Below are 19794 nucleotides of genomic sequence, written 5' to 3'. Positions count from 1 at the left end.
ATAAAATTTAGTTTGTAATTAAGGATGGATTTCAGGATCCAGTCCTGGAGGAAATCCGGGATCGAATCCTCCTTCATCACTGTCTGATGGATATTTCAGCGTCACCGGAGTATCTGCAGCAGGAGTTGTTCCATTGTCCAGAGTTTTTAGGGTGAGTGTATCCCCAAGCGGCGATGTCACAACATCTTTAAGAGAAGTAGAAACACCGCCCCCTTGAATTTTTTCAGGATCCTGAAGCTGTTTTTCTAAAAATGCTGCGAAAAATGGCTCTTTTTTTGAATTTTTGTTTTTCATAGTATTTGTAATTTGAGTTATAGAATATTAGTTTTTATACGGGATCCCCGTCTTCGTCACTGTCTGAAGGATACTTCATCGATACTACATCCTGTCCGGGCTTAGTTATATTATCCACAAGCGCAGATGTCACACTGTCTTTCAATACTCCTGTGGTAATGTCTCCGGAACCTCCTTTTATCTTTTCAGGATCCTGAATCTGTTTTTCCAGAAATGAAGCAAAAAACGGTTTCTTTTTTGAATCTTTATTTTTCATAGTAGTATAATTGAAGTTATAAGGTAGTTATTTTTTCTACACTGCGTTTCCGTCTTCATCTCCGTCTGACGGATATTTCATGGTCACATTATCACCTCCCGGCTTTGTAACATGGTCCAAAAGTGACGAAGTAACATTATCTTTATTTACTGAAGTTACATTGTCAACTAACGCTGAGGTAACAGCACCTCCTTTAATTTTCTCAGGATCTTCAATCTGCTTTTCAAGAAACGAAGCAAAGAACGGTTTTTTTGATTTTCTGTTTTCCATATTTCTAATATTATGATTTAGAGAACTCTAAAGTATCAAAAAAAAATCACACCATGAAGAATAAAATCGATTTTAAGAAAACTTTAACAAATCCGAACAAATAATACCATAATCTTAATTAATGTTCAAAAATTCCTTGACAACGTTAGCAAAATCAACAGGATTCTCCGCCTGCACCCAGTGCCCTGCATTTTTTATTGTTTCAAACTCCGCTTTCGGAAACTGCTGCTTGATTGCAAACTGATCCTGCGGAAGAATGTAATTTGACCTATCCCCGGCAATAAACAAGGTCTCCCCATTAAAAACTCCAAATCTAATGGCATTTGAAACAAAATCATTATATTTTTCCGACAAAGTCTTAAGATTAAATCTCCATTTGAGGTGTTTATCCTCATCCCAATAGAGGTTTTTTGCTAAAAACTGAATGGTGGATTTTTCAGGGATATACTGACTGAGAACCGCTTCCACCTCATGTCTGGAATGTGCTGTATTGAAATCCACCGTTTCCAGTGCCTTGATAATCCCCTGATGGTGCGGAGGATATGCTTTCGGGGAAATATCCACAACAATCAACTTTTCCATTTTCTCCGGATATTTTATCGCAAACTGCATTACGGCCTTTCCGCCTAACGAATGCCCTAAAATATGAGCTTTTTCAATCCCAAAGTGATCCATATAATGAAGAATATCATCAGCAAGGTCATCGTGGGACATATTTTCAGAATGAAAACTTCTTCCGTGATTTCTGAGGTCAATCAGATGAACCGGTAAAAATTCTCCGAGATCTTTCCCGAAGCTTCCCCAGTTATCCAGCATTCCGAACAAGCCATGGAATACCAGCAGCGGGGTCGACGAAAAGTTTTCGCCAAATATTTTCGAATTTAAAATTTCCATAATTTTTATAAGATGTTAGAAGTTAGAAACTAAATATTAGTAAAATGTACTATAATACTAATTTCTAGTTATTCCATTTTACCAGTCTCTTCAAATAGGACTGAACCGTATTTTCCAATCCCATATACAATGCTTCGGAAATCAAAGCATGCCCGATGGAAACTTCAAGCAGGTTGGGAATATGGTCTGCGAAATATTTTAAGTTTTCTAAGCTTAAATCGTGCCCGGCATTTATTCCCAATCCAAAATCAGCAGCCCGTAATGCTGTTTCATAATAAGGTTTTATCGCTGCTTCTTTATTTGAGCCATAATTTTTCGCATACGCTTCAGTATACAATTCTATTCTGTCTGCACCCGTTTTGGCAGCATATTCCACCAATTCCGGATTCGGGTCAAGGAAAATGGAAGTGCGAATTCCTGCATTTTTGAATTCTGCAATGATTTCTATAAGAAAATCCAGATGTTTCTTTGTATCCCAGCCGGCATTTGAAGTAATGGCATCGTCAGCATCAGGAACCAGAGTCACCTGTTCAGGTTTTACATCCAGCACCATGTCAATGAACGGCCTGTGCGGATTTCCTTCGATATTGAACTCCGTTGTAACCAGCGGCTTCAGGTCATAAACATCTTTTCTGGTAATATGCCTTTCATCGGGTCTCGGATGAATGGTAATCCCCTGTCCTCCGAATTCCTGAATTTTAACAGCAGCTTCCGCTACGCTTGGGGTCTCCCCTCCTCTTGCATTTCTAAGGGTAGCGATTTTATTTATATTTACGCTTAATTTTGTCATAGTACAAAAATAAAAAAACCCAACTTAAAGTGGGCTTTTTAATTCGGTATTTTTAACTTCCTTGTGTAACCAGTCGGACGATGGTAAGGGCAACATTTACCCCCAATCCGATAAGAGCCAGATTACAGGCAGATTTTGCAGCTACCGGTTCCTTGTCTTTTTTAACGAAGTAAATAATAGCTCCTGCCAAAGGAATACAAAATGATAAAATTTTCAATCCAATGTGAAGGTCTTCATTTGATTGATTAGGTTCATTCTTGAAATTTTGATTAAAATCGCTCATCGTTTATTTTTTATGATATTAATGTTTCAATAAATTTATAGCTGTGATACGTTATCCGTTCACTGAATCCGCTTATGCCGATCCCGGCCAAAAACCCCGTAATGCAACGGATAACATTTGTACTCTCTCTGTTAAGATAGGCCTGGGTAAGACCATCAATAAGCGTGGGAAGGATAAGCAGAACGCTTAAAAACATCCCTATCTGGTAAAACCACAGCATGGGAATCATAAGAAAATATCCAAGGTAAATACCTGTGCATCTGGCGCACACAGGAAACTGTTTCTTTTTATAAAAGAAAGATCTGGACGGCATTCTGTGACAATCTACCCATTGAATCTTAGTCATACGGCTAAAATATAAAAAATATTCATTTTTGACAATTTAATCAGGATGATTTCAAGATTAAATTATCTAAACATCATATTCTAAGTTATACTTTCACCTGCATTACTTCGAGGTCAAATTCTTTGGAAGCGACCAGCAGATGGTCAAAAATATCCGCCTGAATCTGTTCAAACCGGACCCATTCGGTATCGTTTGTAAAAGAGTATATTTCCAGGGGGAGGCCCTGAGGGGTAATATTTAACTGGCGCACAATAAGCGGCCCGTCTTTATCAAGCTGTGGAATTTTTTCAATGTATTTTTGGGCATAATACCTGAATACCCCGATATTGGTAAGCTGCCTTCCGTTGATAATCTCCTCTTTATGCGCCATGTTTTCTTTTTCTTTTCTCAGTTCAACAGATTTCTGACTGAGATATTCTGAAATCAGATTGATATTTTTCAGGCGTTCAATATCTTCATCAGTAAGAAATTTAAATGAATTGATATTGAAATAAATTGACTTTTTGATCCTTCTGGCATTGGTTTCGGAGATCACCTGAAGGTTTTTAATCTCGGTGGTCATTAAATCATAGGTAGGAATGGTAGAAAAGGTTTTGTCAAAATTATTGATTCTTGTTGTCAGAAGATTGATATCAGCAATATTTCCTTCTAAATTATATTTTGGAATGCTTACCCAGTCACCGACTTTCAGGTTTTTTGAAGTGGCTACGTGAATCCCGGTAACGAATCCTAAAATAGTATCCCTGAATACCAGAACCAGCACTGCTGTGATCGCTCCCAAGCTTCCGACGATCGTCGTTCCTTTGATGCCGAAAATAACGCAAATTCCGACTACGGAAAAGATAAAGATCCCTAATATCTTCATCGTCTCAGAGACTGCATTCAGTGCCATGATCTTATAAAAATCCTGTTTGATCACAAAGTAATTCCTGAAAGCCGTCAGCCCGCGGTAGAGCATCCCGGCAAAGATCATTACCATTCCTAAATTTACGGACCTGATGAGAAACTGGGTTGTTTTTATCAATGCTCCTGAAAATATCGATTCGTGGATACTGCCGACGATTAATAATGCAAAAAGATGGGCCAGGGAATTGGTCACTCTCGATTCGTAAACCGAGTTGACTACCGGATATTTTTCCTTGTTATGAAAAATACGGAATACACTGTTGATGATAATCTTAAGAATAAAATCGATAACTAGAAAAATAACACACAATAAGATTATTTTTACAATGATGTGGAATACCCAATCAAGACCTGTCGGAGAAATCCGGGTGATGTATCGGTAGAGCGGATCGCTCAATTCCTGCAAAAAATCTTTTGTTTCTTCTAGTTGGTCATTCATTACAGCAAATTTAGGAAATTTAAGCTTGTCCTTAAGTACAGTTCCTGCATCAATTATCATCCCAAAGTTCGTGATGTTACACTTTACGGAAAAACTTCCTGAATAAAAATAAAATAATAATGACCGACAACACCTCACTAATAATACAAAATCAACTTCAAAAAGGGATAATTGATATATTAAATTTAAAAAAATTAGCATTCTATTTAATTTAATACAAAAAAATTATTAAATTTGGTGTAAACTAAATAAATCAAAATCAATAAATTATGAGAAAACACTACTTTTTTATTTTATTGTGTGTATTTACCCTTTTAGCCAGCTGTTCAGGAGGAGACGATTCCCCGATACTATCTGAAACCACCAATACCACCGTTGTAAAAACCGGCAAAATTACCGGCAAAGTAATGTCACAAAACGGAACAAAAACTATTGGAGGCGCTTCGGTTTTCACTTTTGATGATAAATATAAAATTTATTATACAACTTCGGATGCAGAAGGTAATTTCGCACTGGACGCTCCAGCCGGAAACCATACCATTTATATCCAGACCGGAAACGGCAGCAACTTCCGGACAGAAATTTCCGCAACGGTAAAAGATAAGGAAACTTTAAACCTCGATGCCAGCCAGACCAAGCTCAATCAGGTTGCAAAAATCGCTTATGTAAAAGGAACGTATGATAAAATAGAAGACATTATCCAGACTTTAGGCTATACGGCTACTGAAATCAGTAATAATGACCTTGCCAACCTGACAACTGTTGCGCAATATGATATTATATTTCTTAATTGCGGTTCCAGAAACAATTACGCTTCAAATCCGACACTTTACTCTGTAATTGATACCAATTTAGCCATCTTTGTTGCCAATGGAGGAAGTATTTATGCCTCAGACTGGGATGTTGCCTATTTAGTGGGCGGAACAACCAATACCAATAACTGCTCGTTGGCAGGAGGGTTTGTTCCCGATTCAAAATTATGTTCTAAAAACATCGGAAACTCAGGCATGGTAGGCGCTACGGTAAACAATTCGGGTCTTACAACAGCCTTGGGATTCAATACCCTTAATATTGATTATGATTTAGCATCATGGCAAAAAATAACGAATTACGACCCAACGTATTGGGAAGTGTTAGTTAAAGAAACTTCATCAAATGATGCCCTGATGATCAGAACCAATCACTTTACGGCGACAGGTCTCCCAACGACTCCTATAGGAAACGCGCCCAATACAACGTTCGCAACCGTCTGTATTACTCTTCCCGGAAACATCCAGATCAGCCTTTCAGTTCCGCAGGCACTCGTTCCTTACCTGGTTGCATTAGGCGCCACCGTAGGGCCTTGTTCAGGATCTTCAAACAGCGGCTATATTTATTATACCACTTTCCATAATCATGCTTCAGGAAATATTGGAAATGCCGGTGTAATTCTGCAATATGTAATCTTAAACCTGTAATGAAAACTTTAATTTAAACCTGAAGGCGGCTTTTATGAAGCCGCCTTTTTTTATATCTTGCATGTAAATAAAAAACAATGGATACAGCATTAATTGATATTCTCTGTCTCATCCTCTTATTTCTCGGAATGTTGGGAACGTTCCTGCCTGTGCTTCCAGGCTTATTACTGAGTATCTGTGGCCTGTTGATTTACAAATTCGGCACTGATGCGGATTTGCCGATGATTTATGTATGGGCATTCGGAATCCTGACATTGCTTTCGGTTATTTTGAATTATGTGATTCCTGCAAAAACCAATCAGAAATACGGAGGAACGCGCTGGGGAAGCATCGGCTCCGTTATCGGGACCATTGTCGGCCTTTTTCTGCCTATTCCCCTGGGCTTTTTAGTAGGAATGTTTGCCGGTGTATTTATTGGTGAACTTCTTCATGACAGCAAGGACATGAAAAAAGCATTAAATTCCACCAAAGGTGCTTTTATCGGATTTATTTACGGAACCGGATTCAGCCTTGTGGTAGGTTTGGCTATGTTTTTGGTAGTTATACTGGATATGCTTGCCATTATTTAAAAGAAGAAAATTATGTTTCATAAAATAATTATATACAGCTTAGGAGTGGTATCTCTCATGAACTGTAACGCACAGAACCAATCTGCAACGGCAGAAAAAACAACTGCGACAACCGGAACAGGAACCGCAAAATCAAATCCTATGAAAGATGAAAAAGTCATTTATTTCAAGGAAGGGGAAAACAGATTTCTGAAGGAATATCAGATGAATGTAACCTTCAAAGGTATTTCGGAAGACAGCCGATGTCCGGAAGGAGTGAGCTGTATCTGGGCAGGCACTGCCGTTGCACAGGTAGAAGTCATGGGAACGGCTACGCGGCCGATGACCCTGAGCATTGCAACCACAGACAACACAGGAAGAAACTACAGTAAATCCGCAGAATTCAATGGATATACAGTTTCTTTAGTTGAAGTAAACCCTTATCCCAAATCAGCAGAAGGAACACAGGCTTTGAAAGGCACCTACCAGATCGGAATTACGATTACAAAATCAACAGGAGAAAATTCTACCACGAAATAGGTTTCTTCCCTTTTGAAATAAGATATTCATTAATCTTTGAAAATGGTTTGCTCCCGAAAAATCCTTTGTGAACAGAAAACGGGGACGGATGCGCAGACTTTAAAATAAAATGTTTGGCCGGATTGATCAGTTCGGCTTTTTTCTGTGCAAAGGCGCCCCACAAAACAAAAACTACGTTTTCTTTTTTATCTGAAATTTCTTTGATGATAAAATCGGTAAATTTTTCCCACCCTAAATCTTTATGGGAATTTGGTGAATGCGCACGGACAGTCAGTGTTGCATTTAATAATAAAACACCCTGTTTTCCCCAGTCATCCAGTTCCTTTGAAGCTCTCACCACACCGACATCATCTTTTAATTCAATAAAAATATTTTTAAGGGAAGGCGGTGCTGCTACCTGTTCAGAAACAGAAAAGCACAATCCGTTAGCCTGATAATCATTATGATAAGGATCCTGTCCAAGGATAACTACCTTAACCTCATCAAAAGGCGTCAATTCCAGAGCCCGGAAAATCTGGCTTTTCGGCGGGAACACTTTTGTTGTGGTGTATTCCTGTTTTACTTTTTCCCAAAGACTGGTAAAGTAAGGCGTATTTTTTATCGGGGCTAATATTTCGGTCCAGGTCATGCTGTAAATTTAAAAATAAGTTAATTTTAGTAATTAAGAATTACAATTTAGATACCATTATATGTTTGCTGAAAACCAGATTTCCCGGAAAATCTTCATCTTTCCTGTCCTCTTCCAATATGAAATGATGTTTTAAGAGAAGCCCTTTCGAGCTTTCGTTGAACTGATCGGTCATTGCCAGAATTTCCTGCAAATGTAAATGATTAAAACCAAAATTTAAAACGGCAGTCAATGCTTCAGACATGATACCCTGCCGGTGATAATCCGGCAACAGTTCATAACCGACTTCCTCTGTTTTCCGGTCTTCAGAAAAATTCCAGAGGCAGATGGTCCCGATAAGATTTGGTTCACCTTTTCGAGAAATTCCCCAGTAAAAAGTCTGATTATTCCGGGTTTTTTCCTTGATGGTTAAAATAAACTGAAGCGCATCATAATTGTTTTTAGGCGAGTTTCTCTGTACAAATCGATTGATCATTTCATTGCTCCGGATCTTCAGAATATCTTCAACGTGGCTTTCGTTGATTTCTTTTAATTGCAGTCTTTGGGTTTCCAGTTTCATATTTCAAATGTAATAAAAACCTGATCATCCAGCATTTTCAAATTCTCAAATTATCTCATTTTCAAATTAACATTCATATTTTCACTAAATTTGTACTGTGTATATAAATAAAGAAGATTTAAACGAATTAGAGTTTCCGCAATTGCTCGCGGAGATCTCCCCTTTTGCTTATTCTCCGAAAACGCGGGAAAAGATTCTTGAGCTTCGCCCGATGGGCATTGATGAAGCCGATATTTCTTTAAAAAAAACGTCCGAATACCTGTCGAGTTTTGAAAGCTCCAATGCGATTCCGTTTGATGAATATGAAGATATCGAAAACGAACTTAAACTGATGCTGATTGAGAATTACCGTCTTGAAAACAGCGCTTTCATCAAAATAAAAACCCTCACGGAACAGATCGGGAAACTGCAGAAGTTTTTCCCTACCATGCCGGACACCTTCCCTACTTTAATAAATGATGTATCCGTTCTGGAATTCAGAAAAGAAATTATTGATAAGGTAGATAAGGTTTTCAACCGTTTCGGTGAAGTGAAAAGCGAAGCTTCGCCGATCTTAAAGACATTAAGAGCTGAAATCCAGGTGGCGAAAAAGGCAATCCAGGAAAATTTTAACCGGGTTTTGTTCAATTACGGACAAAGTGATTTCCTGGATGATATCCGTGAAAGTAATATTGAAGACATCAGGGTTTTAGCGGTAAAATCCGCGTATAAAAAAAGAGTTCCTGGGCGGGTTTTAGGACTTTCAAAAACCGGTTCGATAACGTATATCCAGCCGGACAGTGTGGTGAAACATTACTTTAAGCTGAAGGAAAATGAAGAGGAAGAAAAAAAAGAAATTGATAAAGTCCTGAGGAAACTGACGGCAGAATTAGCCGAGTTCCAGCCCCAGCTCTGGAGGTACCAGATGTATATTTTTGACCTCGACCTTACCCGGGCGAAAGCCAAATTCGGAGAATTGGTCAACGGGATCTTACCGAAAATCAACCGCCACAAAACCCTGAGGCTGAGAGAGGCTTTTCATCCTCTGCTGTTTTTAAGAAATAAAGCGGAAAATAAAACCATTTTCCCGCAAACCCTGACGTTAACGGACCAGAACAGGATTATCTGTATTTCAGGGCCGAATGCAGGAGGAAAATCCATCACCCTGAAAACAGTCGGGCTACTTCAGCTGATGATCCAAAGCGGGATCCTGGTTCCTGCACATCCGAAATCCGAAATGTTTTTCTTTGATAAGGTGATGACGGATATCGGAGACAACCAGTCTATTGAAAACCACCTTTCCACCTATTCGTCAAGGTTAAAGAAAATGGGCGGCATCATCCGTGAGGCAGATGCCAATACCCTTTTGCTGATTGACGAATTCGGGACAGGTTCCGATCCTGAACTAGGCGGCGCCCTGGCCGAAAGTTTCCTTGAGTTCTTTTATGATAAGAAAAGCTTTGCCATCATTACCACGCACTATACCAATATCAAACTCGTGGTTGAAGAGCTTCCCAATGCTCAGAATGCAGCGATGCTTTTTAATGAAGAAACCCTGGAACCTCTTTATAAACTTGAAATCGGACAGGCGGGAAGTTCCTTTACTTTTGAAGTGGCGGAAAAAAATAAAATCCCGAGGTTTATCATCCATTCCGCAAAGAAAAAAGTGGAACATGACATTGTGAACTTAGATAAAACCATTGTCAAGCTCCAGCAGGAAAAATATGAGGTGGAAAAGCTGAAATCTGATTTAGCCGAACGGAAAGAATCGGTTGAAGACAAACGTGATAATTTACAGAAACTGAATGACCAGCTTCAGCAGAAACTGTTTAATTTCCAGAAGTTGTATGAAGATGAGCACCGTAAACTGCAGTTTGGGACCAAGATTGAAGGCTTTATCGACAGTTACATCAAAGGAAAATCCAGGAAAGATGTGGTGAAAGATTTTGTGAAGATTCTGGAACAGGAAAAATTCAGGAAAGTAGGAGCTGATAAAGATGAAAGCAAACGGCTGCAGGTGGTAAAGAGAAAAATCACGCAGCAGCTGAAAAAGGAAGATGTCATCGAAAAGATTTCCGAAACCAATGAAAAGCTGGAAGAAAAACGTAAAACCGACCGTGCATTATGGCTGAAAGAAGGACAACGCGTCCGCATTACCGGAAGCACCAGTGTGGGAACGATTGAAAAGATTTCCAAAAATAAAGTGGTGGTGAATTACGGGATGTTCAAAACAACTATTGATGCGGATGAACTGGAAAGGATTTAAATAATTTTCACTTAGTGATTAATTCAAAATAAAAAAATCCGTTTCACAAGCATTTGTGAGACGGGTTTTTTATTATTTTCTGATAAACTTCAATCGTGTGACATTTTCTTTGTCCTTAATCTGGATAAAATAGACTCCTTTTGTAAGATCATAAACATCTACTTTCTGATCTGAAATTTTTCCTGAACGTACTTTTTGCCCGGCAGCATTGTAAATTTCAAATTCATTTCCTGAAATCCCTGAAATGTTCAATAGTTCAGAAGCCGGATTTGGATATATATTCCCTCCTGTATTTTTATTAATTTCATTGATTGAAAGATTTGCACCCGCCAATATGTATACTCCATAATCTTCCACTTCTCCATAGGTGAAAGTGCCGCAGACCGGACTTGTATACATTTCACTGGCAATAACCCTCATAGCTACCCCGCAATTTGTCCCGGACTGAAAAGCAAGTACGGGCACCGTAAAAACAGATGTTGCTACCGGTGATACAGATGAACTGGAATTAAGCAACATTTCTGATGCCTGAAAGATCCCGTCGGCATTGAAATCAATCCAGACCCGCACGGCTACAGCATTTGGCGTTCCGGCCCATGTCTTGGAAACCGTAATTGTATTGTTTGTGCTCCCTGTCATTAACTGAACTTTACGGGTTGGATCAGGACGGTAATCGGTATAGAATGATGACCCTGAATTGCTTACCATCGGGACAAGACCTCCTGATGGTGTTACCGTCACATTCGAAATATGAACTACACCGGCATCTGTTGATGCCGCCGCACAATAATTGAGATAGGTGGTAAATGATATTGGATTTGACCAGGTTCCGCCTGTACCACTGCATATTTTGGCAACCTGCACTTCATAGGCCATACAGGAAATAAGACCTGTAAGAATAAATGAATTTTGTCCTGAAATCGGTGTAACTGTTGTCCATACAGCAGAACCTACCGGCCGGAATCTTATAATATAATCCTGAGTATTGGGATCCAAAGTCCAGCTTACCGCTGCAGAAGTCATGGTAATATTGCTCACCTGGACATTAGTCGGTGCCAATGTATCACAGAAAAAGTCAGATGCCGCTTTTTCAGCAGTTGCAGTTTTACTTTGAATCGAGATTCCTATTAATAAAAGAAAGGCATAAAGTAGTTTTTTTGTCATATTTAAGTTAATTAAAGTTACACGGTTATTATTTATTTAAATATAGGAATAAATCTGAATTAATGTATTATTGAGCCACCTCAACTAGAACAGAAATCCATAATAATACAATATAAAGCAGACCATAAATATTTCATGGGCTAATCTGTTTAAAATAGCAGCAATTATACATTTGCCATAATTGATTAAATTTGGGCATGATCAAAAATCTTAAGATTCTCCGGATTTTCTATATAAAACTGTTGATTCCTTGTATGATATCATCTATTCTGATGTGCTTTTCACTGGGTTTCAGTGCAAATAATTTCGGACTGTGTTTCCTGTTGTTTTTACCCTGCCTGCATTTCCTGATCTATGAATTGCGGTTCAGAAATGAATATTATTTCTATGCGAACTTCGGGTTTTCAAGATTGTTCCTGTGGGTTTTTACTTTTTCATTAAGTATCCTTATTAATATGATTACTAAATTTTTATGAGCAGACTTCATGTAGACAGCGTTATAAAATCTTTCGGCGGAAAGCAGATCCTGAAAGATATTTATATAGCATGTGAAACCGGAAAAATTACCGGTTTACTGGGCAGAAACGGTACAGGAAAATCTACCTTGCTGAAGATTATTTCCGGTACGGTAAAAGGCGATTCGCAATACATCAGGAGTGATCATAAAGTTCTTATCAACCAGATGGACAGAAAGAGAAGAATTGCTTATCTGCCGCAACATTTTTTCCTTCCAAAAGGGGTTAAAATCAAAAATTTAATTCCGCTTTTCTGTAATCAGGAAAATGCTGAAAAGCTTTTTGAACTGGAATTAATGAAACCTCTTCTGAATGAAGCCTGCAGAAACCTTTCCGGCGGTGAAAAGAAGATTGCTGAAGCCTTACTGATCCTCTATTCAGATTCAGAATTCATTTTGCTCGACGAACCGTTTAACGGTTTTTCCCCGAAAACGACAGCTGAAATGCAGAGAATTATTAAAGAACAGTCGAAACATAAGGGCATTATTATTTCAGATCACCGTTATCACGAAGTACTGGATATTTCGGACGAAGTATATCTTCTATCCGACACCCATTTAAAACGAATTAAAGATTTTAAGGAATTACAGCAGCATAATTATCTCCCGAAAAGTATTTAATTTATATATTTGAACGGTTAAAAAAATTTCATGATGGTTTCCGTACATAAAGCGTTGTATTTATCTGTTTTCAGCCTTTTTTCCGTGGCCCTAGCAAAAGGACAGGACAAAGTTCCTTTTGGTGTTGTAAAAGCTGAGGAAGGATATGCGATGGTTCGGGTTCATAAAGACGATTACCGTAAAATCATTGACAAGATCCGCATGAAAACGGGTGATGTCTTTATTTATGAAAAACCGGCTCCCGGCGAAACGGAATGGATCTGGATTAAATATCCTGAAAGGGATGATACAGATAAACCTTTCGTAAGGTATGACAGCATTACCAAAGAAGGCATGGTAAATAAAAACCGTGTGGTCTTTGTGGATAAGCTCCCGCAGTTCACGCCTTCAAAATCCAAGAACGGAAAATCACTGATTTTCACAGATGACTCCAATCCTAAAATTCCGGGGAACCAGAGAACTAAAGTCATCATTGATGTTTATCCTTCATATGCACACATCAAAAAACAGACAAAAGATGCCGATGGAAATATTACGACCATTGATAAGGTAAAACCCTGGGGTGTCGGAAAACAAATTCCGGAAGGCATGACGGAAATTAAATCCGTTAGGGTACAGCAGCCGGGACGCGGCTCTGTTTTTGTAAGGGATGCGATTAAAAACATGTTTCAGCCCACGATGGACTTTAATAACGTCGGCGTAACAGCCATTGACAATGATCATATCTTCCTTTACATGATCAACGGTTCCGGTGAAAACCGGTATACTACGATCTGGACCATCAAACAGGGAAAAGCGGAAAGCCAGATCATCTATAAAAACCCGGAATAATTCATTCATATTCATTATTTTTGCAACCGAAAATCTAAAGCTTCAGGTTTACAGCCTCCTGCCTGTGATTTTTCAGAAACCGGTTCTGCTTAACCGCAGATTAAAAGGGAATCGTGTGAGAATCACGAACTGTCGCGCAACTGTAAGTAACTGAAGTTTTTATTAAGAACCACTGTCTCAGTCAAAGAGATGGGAAGGAAATAAAGATGTTACCAGTCAGGAGACCTGCCTTTTTCTTGTATACAAAAACTTTCGCGATCTGAAGTTTATTGATCTTATGGTGTGTTCAGGAATCCCGTATTCCCGGAATGTTCTTATTCTGTTTCAATATGATTTCATTTCGCTTTAATTAATAATGACATATGACTACAGAAGAAAGAATTGAAGCATCGGAAACCAGGATCTTTAAAGCCGTTTTCCCCAATACGACCAACCATTATGATACGCTTTTCGGAGGTACTGCGATGCAGCTGATGGATGAAGTGGCCTTTATCACGGCTACCCGGTTTGCCAGAAAAAGAGTGGTCACGGTAAGCAGCGATAAAATCGATTTTAAAAAGCCTATTCCCGCAGGAACCATTGTTGAACTGATCGGCAAGGTTTCCCATGTAGGGAAAACCAGTATGAAGGTGAACGTGGAAATTTATACGGAACAGATGTATTCTTATGAACGGGAAAAAGCTATAGTGGGTGATTTTACTTTTGTAGCGATTGATGAGTTTAAAAAGCCTATTCAGATTTTATAATGAGTTTTGGGGCGGCCTGCGGCCGCCCCAAAACTATATTGTGCAAAAAAGGGTTTCGGCGGGCTTCGCCCGCCGAAACCCTTTTTTGCTAAACCGCAGGACTATGCAAAGTTTGACCGCTTATACATTATTTTAAAACCTTTTCCGTTTCCAGATTTTTAACCAGCAGCAGCTGAAAAGCTTCCCCCAGTTCATCGGAAGCCCTGCTGATCGCTTGTTCCAACATGGTACGGATCTGTTTTTCCGTAACGCCGGCTTCCGTCCAGCTTTTTCCTGAGGTATGGGAATTCAGGATAAACGGCATAATACGGTCGATGGCACACGCAAAAACAGCATCGGGAGTCTGCTCTTCTTCGAATTCCAGCCAGAGGTTAAAGAATTCCGAGCGCAGGGGCTCATCCAGAATGCCGAAGATTTGCCGGGCGGCTATTTTTTCTCTTTCAAATTTCCCGGTCATCGCAGCTTCATCGAATAAAAAAGTGTCCCCGGCCTCTATTTCCACCAGGTCATGAATAGAAAGCATCCTGATCACCCTCAACAGGTCAATATCAGCCCTGTTTTTTGCATATGGAAAAAGAATCTGGGCCAGAATAATAATCTGCCAGGAATGTTCTGCCGTATTTTCTCTTCTACTGTCATCGGCGTTATAGTTTCTCCGCTGTACGTTTTTCAGGGCATCCACGGCCAGGATAAAATCAATTTCTTTCTGTATTTTCATTGTTCTGTATAGGCTTTTCTTACTCGATCAGTTTAACACTTGGTGTTAATCTATGATTTATTTTAAATCCGTCTTAAGTAAGTTAATTCATACAAAAATAACGGTTTTAATGTAAATGTGCTTTTACCGCTATATAAGAGATTAGTTGTAATTTTAATGAAAATATATCTATGGACCCAAAGTTCAATTATCCTGCAGAAATTAAAGGAAAAAGAAAGCTGTATTCTTTACTAAACGGCGTGAGTAACCCGTTGGAGACGATCAGCGGAAACCACCGTATGGCAGGCGACAGTTACCGTATCAGAGCTAATTTCACAGACAAAAACTTTATCTTTTCTCAGGATAAGGAATTCGTAGAATATATTTTAAAGCAGAATCATAAGAATTACTATAAATCCGAGATACAGTCTGTTACACTCGGTAAATATCTCGGGAATGGGCTATTGACCAATAACGGAAAAGACTGGCTTAAACAGAGAAGGCTGATCCAACCAGGCTTCAGCAAAGCAAAAATTGCAAACCTGATTTCCATTATGGACGATGAGATTGACACAGCCTTTCAGCCATTCGGGACCGGACAGGAGACTGATCTGTATGAGTTTTTTCATTCGCTGGCCTTCAGCATTGTGGCCAAAACCCTTTTTAGTTCGGATATTGACAAAAATACAGTGAAAGAACTGGGGGAAATCGTTACGGAAATCCAGGAAGTCTTTGCCAAGGAAGTCCGCCTACCTTTTTACACCCAGGTCTTAAAGTTTTTAGGAGTGATAGACCGCAATATTGAGAAAAGCAAAAGAGCAAAAGCAATCCTTCAGAATATTTTAGATAAACGGAGGAATTCCGGGATAGAAAAAAAAGACCTGCTGGACATGCTGATTCATGCACGGTATGAAGACACGCAGCTCCCCATGTCTGATGAGCAGCTGGTGGATGAAATGCTGATTCTTTTTATTGCCGGCCATGAAACAACGGCCAATGCATTAAGCTTTATCTTTTTTGAGATCAGCCAAAGTCCGGAAACTGAAATAAAATTAAAAAAAGAAATTACAGAAGAAGGCGAAATGGTTTTTACACCGGAAAGCCTTATGAAAAAATCATATACCTCCAATATCATTAAAGAATCCATGCGGCTTAATTCTCCGGCCTGGGCGATTGACCGGCAGGCACTGGAAGATGACCGATTTAAAGAATATTCCTGGCCGAAAGGCACTTTTATTATCCTGTACATCAGTGGGCTTCACAGAAACCCAAAATACTGGGAACAGCCGGATTCATTTATTCCTGAACGCTTTGACAGTGAAAATGCTAAAATTTTTCCATACTACCCTTTTGGGGCCGGACCAAGGTTGTGTATCGGCGAGCATTTTGCCGTAATGGAAATGGCGCTCATCGTCCGCAAATTCTATCAGCAGTTCAGTTTTATTTCTTCCCATCATACGATAGAAAAAAAAGCACTGGTTACCCTAAGACCTGTCCGTGTGAAAGGCAAAATTATTAAAAATCCCGTCTGACTTCCTGTACTCTCATTTTTTAAATTTTCAAAATTAAAATAATTTAACTGATTTTCAATTGGTTAAATATAAATATTAAATAATTTCACTACTTTGTATTGCATATTACCATTTTAATTACATATCTTTGTAATGTAAAATCGGAATAGGTTCAACTAGCTAGGAACTGAAGTCTGAAATAAATAACTAATTGACAAAAATTATTAAAGATGAATACTGAAAATACCAAAGCGCAAATGCGGAAAGGGATTCTGGAATTCTGTATTTTAAGTCTCATCAATCATCGCGAAATGTATGTTTCCGACCTGATTGATGCACTGAAAAAGGGAAAACTGGATGTCGTTGAAGGAACTCTTTACCCTCTTTTAACAAGATTAAAAAACGGTGAATTCCTTTCTTACCGATGGGAAGAATCTACCGGAGGGCCACCCAGAAAATACTATCAGATCACAGAAAAAGGAAAATTATTTCTGAATGAACTGCAGAATACCTGGAATGAACTCACTACTTCAGTCAACCAAATCACTCAAAAAAATTAAAAAACAAAGCTATGAACAAGACACTCTCAATAGGACTCGCAGGTTTTTCTTTTACCATAGAAGAACATGCCTATATAAAACTCAGCGATTACCTGAATGCTCTGAGAAGCTCACTGGATGCTTCGGAAGCCGAGGAAGTAATGCATGATATAGAAATCAGAATGGTTGAAATCTTCAGGGATACCATGTCAAAACGTGAGGTGATCAATGATGCCGATGTAGAAAGAGTAATCACACAGATCGGAAGCCCTGAAAAAATCGAAGAACAGGAAGAAGCTTACTATTCTGAAAAGAACACCAGAAAAACTTTTGCCTCAGGTACTGAATCTACTGATAGAAAACAACTGTTCCGTGATCCTGAAAGACAAAAAATTGCAGGGGTTTGTGCAGGTTTAGCAGCCTATTTCGGGATGGATGTTACGGGCATGAGACTCATTTGGGTAGGTGCATTTTTATTTCTTTGGGTAGCACCCGGATCTTCATTTTTAGTGGTAATACTCTATTTTATCCTATGGGCAGTATTGCCAAAAGCTGAAACGGCATCAGATTTCCTGAAGATGAAAGGCAAGCCACTGAATTTTGATAACCTGAAAGAAGAATCAAGCAAGATTGTACAGTTTGCCAACGAAACGACAACAAGAGCAGGGGAAATTTATATTGAAAACAAACCGTATATCAACAATGCCAGCAGCGGGATCTGGAATGTCCTGAAATATATCATAGGTGCATTCTTCGCCATCATGGCAGTCAGTAGTATTATCGGTGTATTTGTGGTATTCGGGCTTTTCGGAATCGATTCTAATTTTCCGGGAGCGAATGAAATGAAGTTTTATTTTGACGACGACGGATTGTATAATGTTTTAGCGGCCATTATTATCATCGGATCTTTAATTCCCGCTTTGATTTTCAGCGTACTGAGTATTAAAATTTTTTCACCCAAAACCAGACTGAGAAATATAGGATGGGTTTTAGGAGCACTTTTCCTTACGATAATCGGCCTGGGTACTTACTTCGGATTAAGCATGGCAAAAAGAGAAATGATCTTTAAGGGACACAAGGAAGATACGGAAGAGGTTTCAATCAATACCGATTCAGACACCTTATATGTTGACTCGAAGCAGATTGCCATTCCGCAGAACTTTACAGGTTATGATGACAATCTTTATTCTGACAAATCATCGGTTTACAAAAAAGACTGGATCCATGTAGATGTTACAAGAAAGTCGAACATCAAGACCCCTTATCTGATCATTAAAAAAGAAGCCAAAGGATACAATCTTCCACTGAACGTAAGTGTTCCGGTAGAAATTGTCAACAACAGAATCATGCTTCCTAATTTCATCAAATATCCCTATGAACACAGATTCAGAGATTACAGCATCGATTATGAACTGGTTGTTCCGCAAAATACAATTGTACTTCCGGTAAAAGATGATGTGATCAGTTTTGACGGAGATTTAAATGCAGACGGCATCAATGACAATGACCAGGAAAAAGATGAAGACGGAAACATTAAAATTGGAAAAAACAAGATTACAGTGAACGGTTCTACCATTGAATACAATTCAAACGATGATAATAACGACAGTATCATTATCAACGGCAAAAAAGTTCCGAGCCATAAGGCTGACAAAGTAATTGATTCGATGAAAAACAGCATCAAAAAGATGAAAGGTGCCAATATAGACTTCAACGTAGACGAAGACAAAAACGAAATTACCATTAAGACTAAATAACTCACTGGAGAGAGTGGCAGAAGGTGTGAACGGATAACCCAACCGTTTGAAATTCACACCCTTCTTCTCTAAAAATAAATCAAAAAAAATTTATATTTAGTTCGTTATGTAAATAAAAAGCTTTACATTTGTTTAGAAAAAATAACCTAAGACACTCAAAAAAAATTAAATTATCATGGTACAGTTAGCATTAGAAATTGTAATGAAAATCGCAGATTTAATAAGCGGTTTATTTTAAGAGCAATAATATTTCAATATATTTGTAAAGTATAACCGCTTTGGTTATACTTTTCTGTTTTAATTCAAACGATATGAAAAAGCTGCTCGGCAAGCTGATGCTAAAATTAATGGGATGGAAAGTAGTCTTACAGGGTGATGTAAACAGCCTGAACAGATGCATTCTGGTCGTTGCACCCCATACCCACAATATGGAATACATCCTGGGCAATCTTGCCTACTGGTCTTTAAATAAACCCCTTAAAATCATTATTAAAGATGCCCATACCAAAGCATGGTACGGAAGTGCCGTCAAAGGGCTTGGCGGAATCGGTATTGACAGAAGCCAGAAAAATGACCTGGTGAATTTTGTAGCCCGACAATTTGCTAAAGATGATTTCAGTCTGGTCATCACTCCCGAAGGAACACGCAGCTGGGTCCCGAAATGGAGAAAAGGCTTTTACCACATGGCGCTGGCTGCAAAAGTCCCGATTGTCCTGGCCGCAGGAGATTTCAAACGGAAAACAGTCTATCTTGGATATACCATTCCTTATGAAAGAATTGCTTCAGTGCCTTTCACTGAAATCATGCAGGAAATTCAGGAATATTATATCAAGAATGATATTGTCCCGAAAATACCGGAAAACTGGAACCCGAATATTATGGGAAGTGAGGCGGATGCCCGGAACTAGAATTTTTTAAATTACTTATTGTCTATTACTTATCAACTCCCATTTATACCT

General features: G+C 38.8%; 24 protein-coding genes and 1 riboswitch. Of the genes, 12 read left to right on the top strand and 12 right to left on the bottom strand.

The annotated features are described in order from the left end of the window. Window positions 1-18 precede the first annotated feature (18 nt). The 8 genes from H561_RS0104255 to H561_RS0104220 form a co-directional block, all read right to left on the bottom strand. Window positions 19-294: a microviridin/marinostatin family tricyclic proteinase inhibitor gene (locus H561_RS0104255; protein WP_027385893.1), complete on the bottom strand. Its 276-nt coding sequence runs from the start codon at window positions 292-294 to the stop codon at window positions 19-21. Between the two features lie 34 nt (window positions 295-328). Next, complete coding sequence (locus H561_RS0104250; RefSeq protein ID WP_027385892.1) at window positions 329-550, bottom strand: microviridin/marinostatin family tricyclic proteinase inhibitor; 222 nt, start codon at window positions 548-550, stop codon at window positions 329-331. 36 nt (window positions 551-586) lie between these two features. Next, window positions 587-820 (bottom strand): microviridin/marinostatin family tricyclic proteinase inhibitor, encoded by a 234-nt coding sequence (locus H561_RS0104245; RefSeq protein WP_027385891.1) that lies wholly within the window; start codon window positions 818-820, stop codon window positions 587-589. A gap of 114 nt (window positions 821-934) precedes the next feature. After that, the gene (locus tag H561_RS0104240) at window positions 935-1714 is read right to left on the bottom strand and encodes an alpha/beta fold hydrolase (RefSeq protein WP_027385890.1); all 780 of its coding nucleotides are present in this window, start codon (window positions 1712-1714) and stop codon (window positions 935-937) included. Between the two features lie 64 nt (window positions 1715-1778). Then, window positions 1779-2504: a pyridoxine 5'-phosphate synthase gene (locus H561_RS0104235; protein ID WP_027385889.1), complete on the bottom strand. Its 726-nt coding sequence runs from the start codon at window positions 2502-2504 to the stop codon at window positions 1779-1781. A 52-nt stretch (window positions 2505-2556) separates the two neighbouring features. Continuing rightward, on the bottom strand, window positions 2557-2787 hold the full coding sequence (locus H561_RS0104230) for a hypothetical protein (RefSeq protein ID WP_027385888.1): 231 nt from the start codon (window positions 2785-2787) through the stop codon (window positions 2557-2559). A gap of 10 nt (window positions 2788-2797) precedes the next feature. Beyond that, window positions 2798-3100, bottom strand: coding sequence for a DUF2085 domain-containing protein (locus H561_RS21985; RefSeq protein ID WP_228372221.1), 303 nt, complete (start codon window positions 3098-3100; stop codon window positions 2798-2800). A gap of 118 nt (window positions 3101-3218) precedes the next feature. After that, window positions 3219-4478 (bottom strand): mechanosensitive ion channel family protein, encoded by a 1260-nt coding sequence (locus tag H561_RS0104220; RefSeq protein WP_027385887.1) that lies wholly within the window; start codon window positions 4476-4478, stop codon window positions 3219-3221. A 269-nt stretch (window positions 4479-4747) separates the two neighbouring features. Between H561_RS0104220 and H561_RS0104215 the strand changes: the two genes are divergently transcribed. From H561_RS0104215 to H561_RS0104205, 3 genes are all read left to right on the top strand, one after another. Further along, window positions 4748-5935, top strand: a complete 1188-nt coding sequence (locus tag H561_RS0104215) for a carboxypeptidase-like regulatory domain-containing protein (protein WP_027385886.1) — start codon at window positions 4748-4750, stop codon at window positions 5933-5935. 77 nt (window positions 5936-6012) lie between these two features. Then, window positions 6013-6504, top strand: coding sequence for a DUF456 domain-containing protein (locus tag H561_RS0104210; protein ID WP_027385885.1), 492 nt, complete (start codon window positions 6013-6015; stop codon window positions 6502-6504). 12 nt (window positions 6505-6516) lie between these two features. Continuing rightward, window positions 6517-7023 (top strand): hypothetical protein, encoded by a 507-nt coding sequence (locus H561_RS0104205; RefSeq protein WP_027385884.1) that lies wholly within the window; start codon window positions 6517-6519, stop codon window positions 7021-7023. On the opposite strand, the gene H561_RS0104200 is transcribed toward H561_RS0104205, so the two are convergent. Both H561_RS0104200 and H561_RS0104195 read right to left on the bottom strand, forming a co-directional pair. Further along, window positions 7010-7651 carry a uracil-DNA glycosylase gene (locus H561_RS0104200; protein ID WP_027385883.1) on the bottom strand — a complete coding sequence of 214 codons (642 nt, stop codon included), beginning with the start codon at window positions 7649-7651 and terminating at the stop codon, window positions 7010-7012. The two genes, H561_RS0104205 and H561_RS0104200, sit on opposite strands and share 14 nt — an antisense overlap. 40 nt (window positions 7652-7691) lie before the next feature. Further along, on the bottom strand, window positions 7692-8210 hold the full coding sequence (locus H561_RS0104195) for a GNAT family N-acetyltransferase (RefSeq protein WP_027385882.1): 519 nt from the start codon (window positions 8208-8210) through the stop codon (window positions 7692-7694). Between the two features lie 97 nt (window positions 8211-8307). On the opposite strand from H561_RS0104195, the gene H561_RS0104190 reads away from it, so the two are divergent. Beyond that, window positions 8308-10455: an endonuclease MutS2 gene (locus tag H561_RS0104190; RefSeq protein WP_027385881.1), complete on the top strand. Its 2148-nt coding sequence runs from the start codon at window positions 8308-8310 to the stop codon at window positions 10453-10455. A 72-nt stretch (window positions 10456-10527) separates the two neighbouring features. On the opposite strand, the gene H561_RS0104185 is transcribed toward H561_RS0104190, so the two are convergent. Further along, window positions 10528-11619 carry a GEVED domain-containing protein gene (locus tag H561_RS0104185; protein ID WP_027385880.1) on the bottom strand — a complete coding sequence of 364 codons (1092 nt, stop codon included), beginning with the start codon at window positions 11617-11619 and terminating at the stop codon, window positions 10528-10530. A 254-nt stretch (window positions 11620-11873) separates the two neighbouring features. Here H561_RS0104185 and H561_RS0104180 point away from each other — a divergent pair, with 254 nt between their 5' ends. The 4 genes from H561_RS0104180 to H561_RS0104165 all read left to right on the top strand — a co-directional run bounded on the left by H561_RS0104180 (window position 11874) and on the right by H561_RS0104165 (window position 14331). Then, window positions 11874-12095, top strand: a complete 222-nt coding sequence (locus H561_RS0104180; RefSeq protein ID WP_155845729.1) for a hypothetical protein — start codon at window positions 11874-11876, stop codon at window positions 12093-12095. Beyond that, window positions 12092-12754: an ATP-binding cassette domain-containing protein gene (locus tag H561_RS0104175; RefSeq protein WP_027385878.1), complete on the top strand. Its 663-nt coding sequence runs from the start codon at window positions 12092-12094 to the stop codon at window positions 12752-12754. Before H561_RS0104180 ends, H561_RS0104175 begins: the two co-directional genes overlap by 4 nt. 30 nt (window positions 12755-12784) lie before the next feature. Beyond that, the gene (locus tag H561_RS0104170) at window positions 12785-13585 is read left to right on the top strand and encodes a hypothetical protein (protein ID WP_027385877.1); all 801 of its coding nucleotides are present in this window, start codon (window positions 12785-12787) and stop codon (window positions 13583-13585) included. Window positions 13586-13648: 63 nt separating this feature from the next. After that, window positions 13649-13832, top strand: a riboswitch (cobalamin riboswitch). 115 nt (window positions 13833-13947) lie between these two features. Further along, a complete protein-coding gene (locus H561_RS0104165; protein ID WP_027385876.1) occupies window positions 13948-14331 on the top strand; it encodes an acyl-CoA thioesterase in 384 nt (127 codons plus the stop codon). A gap of 127 nt (window positions 14332-14458) precedes the next feature. Here the strand turns inward: H561_RS0104165 and H561_RS0104160 are convergent, their stop codons facing one another. Further along, the gene (locus H561_RS0104160) at window positions 14459-15049 is read right to left on the bottom strand and encodes an HD domain-containing protein (protein ID WP_027385875.1); all 591 of its coding nucleotides are present in this window, start codon (window positions 15047-15049) and stop codon (window positions 14459-14461) included. A gap of 170 nt (window positions 15050-15219) precedes the next feature. Here H561_RS0104160 and H561_RS21980 point away from each other — a divergent pair, with 170 nt between their 5' ends. From H561_RS21980 to H561_RS0104140, 4 genes are all read left to right on the top strand, one after another. Further along, window positions 15220-16560: a cytochrome P450 gene (locus H561_RS21980; protein ID WP_051349296.1), complete on the top strand. Its 1341-nt coding sequence runs from the start codon at window positions 15220-15222 to the stop codon at window positions 16558-16560. A 209-nt stretch (window positions 16561-16769) separates the two neighbouring features. Continuing rightward, entirely contained in the window at window positions 16770-17099 is a 330-nt protein-coding gene (locus tag H561_RS0104150) for a PadR family transcriptional regulator (RefSeq protein WP_027385874.1), read from the top strand. An 11-nt stretch (window positions 17100-17110) separates the two neighbouring features. Then, a complete protein-coding gene (locus tag H561_RS0104145) occupies window positions 17111-18835 on the top strand; it encodes a PspC domain-containing protein (RefSeq protein ID WP_027385873.1) in 1725 nt (574 codons plus the stop codon). A 311-nt stretch (window positions 18836-19146) separates the two neighbouring features. Then, window positions 19147-19743, top strand: a complete 597-nt coding sequence (locus H561_RS0104140; RefSeq protein ID WP_027385872.1) for a 1-acyl-sn-glycerol-3-phosphate acyltransferase — start codon at window positions 19147-19149, stop codon at window positions 19741-19743. Window positions 19744-19794 lie beyond the last annotated feature (51 nt).

This window comes from Chryseobacterium gregarium DSM 19109 (assembly GCF_000430845.1).
Classification (GTDB): domain Bacteria; phylum Bacteroidota; class Bacteroidia; order Flavobacteriales; family Weeksellaceae; genus Chryseobacterium; species Chryseobacterium gregarium.
The sequence above is the reverse complement of the archived record's forward strand: the minus strand, read 5'-3'. Positions and strand labels throughout refer to the sequence as shown.

Bases quoted from the DNA above. Each gene is read 5' to 3' on its own strand.
- H561_RS0104255 (WP_027385893.1), bottom strand. From the start codon at position 294: ATGAAAAACAAAAATTCAAAAAAAGAGCCATTTTTCGCAGCATTTTTA.
- H561_RS0104250 (WP_027385892.1), bottom strand. From the start codon at position 550: ATGAAAAATAAAGATTCAAAAAAGAAACCGTTTTTTGCTTCATTTCTG.
- H561_RS0104245 (WP_027385891.1), bottom strand. From the start codon at position 820: ATGGAAAACAGAAAATCAAAAAAACCGTTCTTTGCTTCGTTTCTTGAA.
- H561_RS0104240 (WP_027385890.1), bottom strand. From the start codon at position 1,714: ATGGAAATTTTAAATTCGAAAATATTTGGCGAAAACTTTTCGTCGACC.
- H561_RS0104235 (WP_027385889.1), bottom strand. From the start codon at position 2,504: ATGACAAAATTAAGCGTAAATATAAATAAAATCGCTACCCTTAGAAAT.
- H561_RS0104230 (WP_027385888.1), bottom strand. From the start codon at position 2,787: ATGAGCGATTTTAATCAAAATTTCAAGAATGAACCTAATCAATCAAAT.
- H561_RS21985 (WP_228372221.1), bottom strand. From the start codon at position 3,100: ATGCCGTCCAGATCTTTCTTTTATAAAAAGAAACAGTTTCCTGTGTGC.
- H561_RS0104220 (WP_027385887.1), bottom strand. From the start codon at position 4,478: ATGAATGACCAACTAGAAGAAACAAAAGATTTTTTGCAGGAATTGAGC.
- H561_RS0104215 (WP_027385886.1), top strand. From the start codon at position 4,748: ATGAGAAAACACTACTTTTTTATTTTATTGTGTGTATTTACCCTTTTA.
- H561_RS0104210 (WP_027385885.1), top strand. From the start codon at position 6,013: ATGGATACAGCATTAATTGATATTCTCTGTCTCATCCTCTTATTTCTC.
- H561_RS0104205 (WP_027385884.1), top strand. From the start codon at position 6,517: ATGTTTCATAAAATAATTATATACAGCTTAGGAGTGGTATCTCTCATG.
- H561_RS0104200 (WP_027385883.1), bottom strand. From the start codon at position 7,651: ATGACCTGGACCGAAATATTAGCCCCGATAAAAAATACGCCTTACTTT.
- H561_RS0104195 (WP_027385882.1), bottom strand. From the start codon at position 8,210: ATGAAACTGGAAACCCAAAGACTGCAATTAAAAGAAATCAACGAAAGC.
- H561_RS0104185 (WP_027385880.1), bottom strand. From the start codon at position 11,619: ATGACAAAAAAACTACTTTATGCCTTTCTTTTATTAATAGGAATCTCG.
- H561_RS0104180 (WP_155845729.1), top strand. From the start codon at position 11,874: ATGATATCATCTATTCTGATGTGCTTTTCACTGGGTTTCAGTGCAAAT.
- H561_RS0104175 (WP_027385878.1), top strand. From the start codon at position 12,092: ATGAGCAGACTTCATGTAGACAGCGTTATAAAATCTTTCGGCGGAAAG.
- H561_RS0104170 (WP_027385877.1), top strand. From the start codon at position 12,785: ATGATGGTTTCCGTACATAAAGCGTTGTATTTATCTGTTTTCAGCCTT.
- H561_RS0104165 (WP_027385876.1), top strand. From the start codon at position 13,948: ATGACTACAGAAGAAAGAATTGAAGCATCGGAAACCAGGATCTTTAAA.
- H561_RS0104160 (WP_027385875.1), bottom strand. From the start codon at position 15,049: ATGAAAATACAGAAAGAAATTGATTTTATCCTGGCCGTGGATGCCCTG.
- H561_RS21980 (WP_051349296.1), top strand. From the start codon at position 15,220: ATGGACCCAAAGTTCAATTATCCTGCAGAAATTAAAGGAAAAAGAAAG.
- H561_RS0104150 (WP_027385874.1), top strand. From the start codon at position 16,770: ATGAATACTGAAAATACCAAAGCGCAAATGCGGAAAGGGATTCTGGAA.
- H561_RS0104145 (WP_027385873.1), top strand. From the start codon at position 17,111: ATGAACAAGACACTCTCAATAGGACTCGCAGGTTTTTCTTTTACCATA.
- H561_RS0104140 (WP_027385872.1), top strand. From the start codon at position 19,147: ATGAAAAAGCTGCTCGGCAAGCTGATGCTAAAATTAATGGGATGGAAA.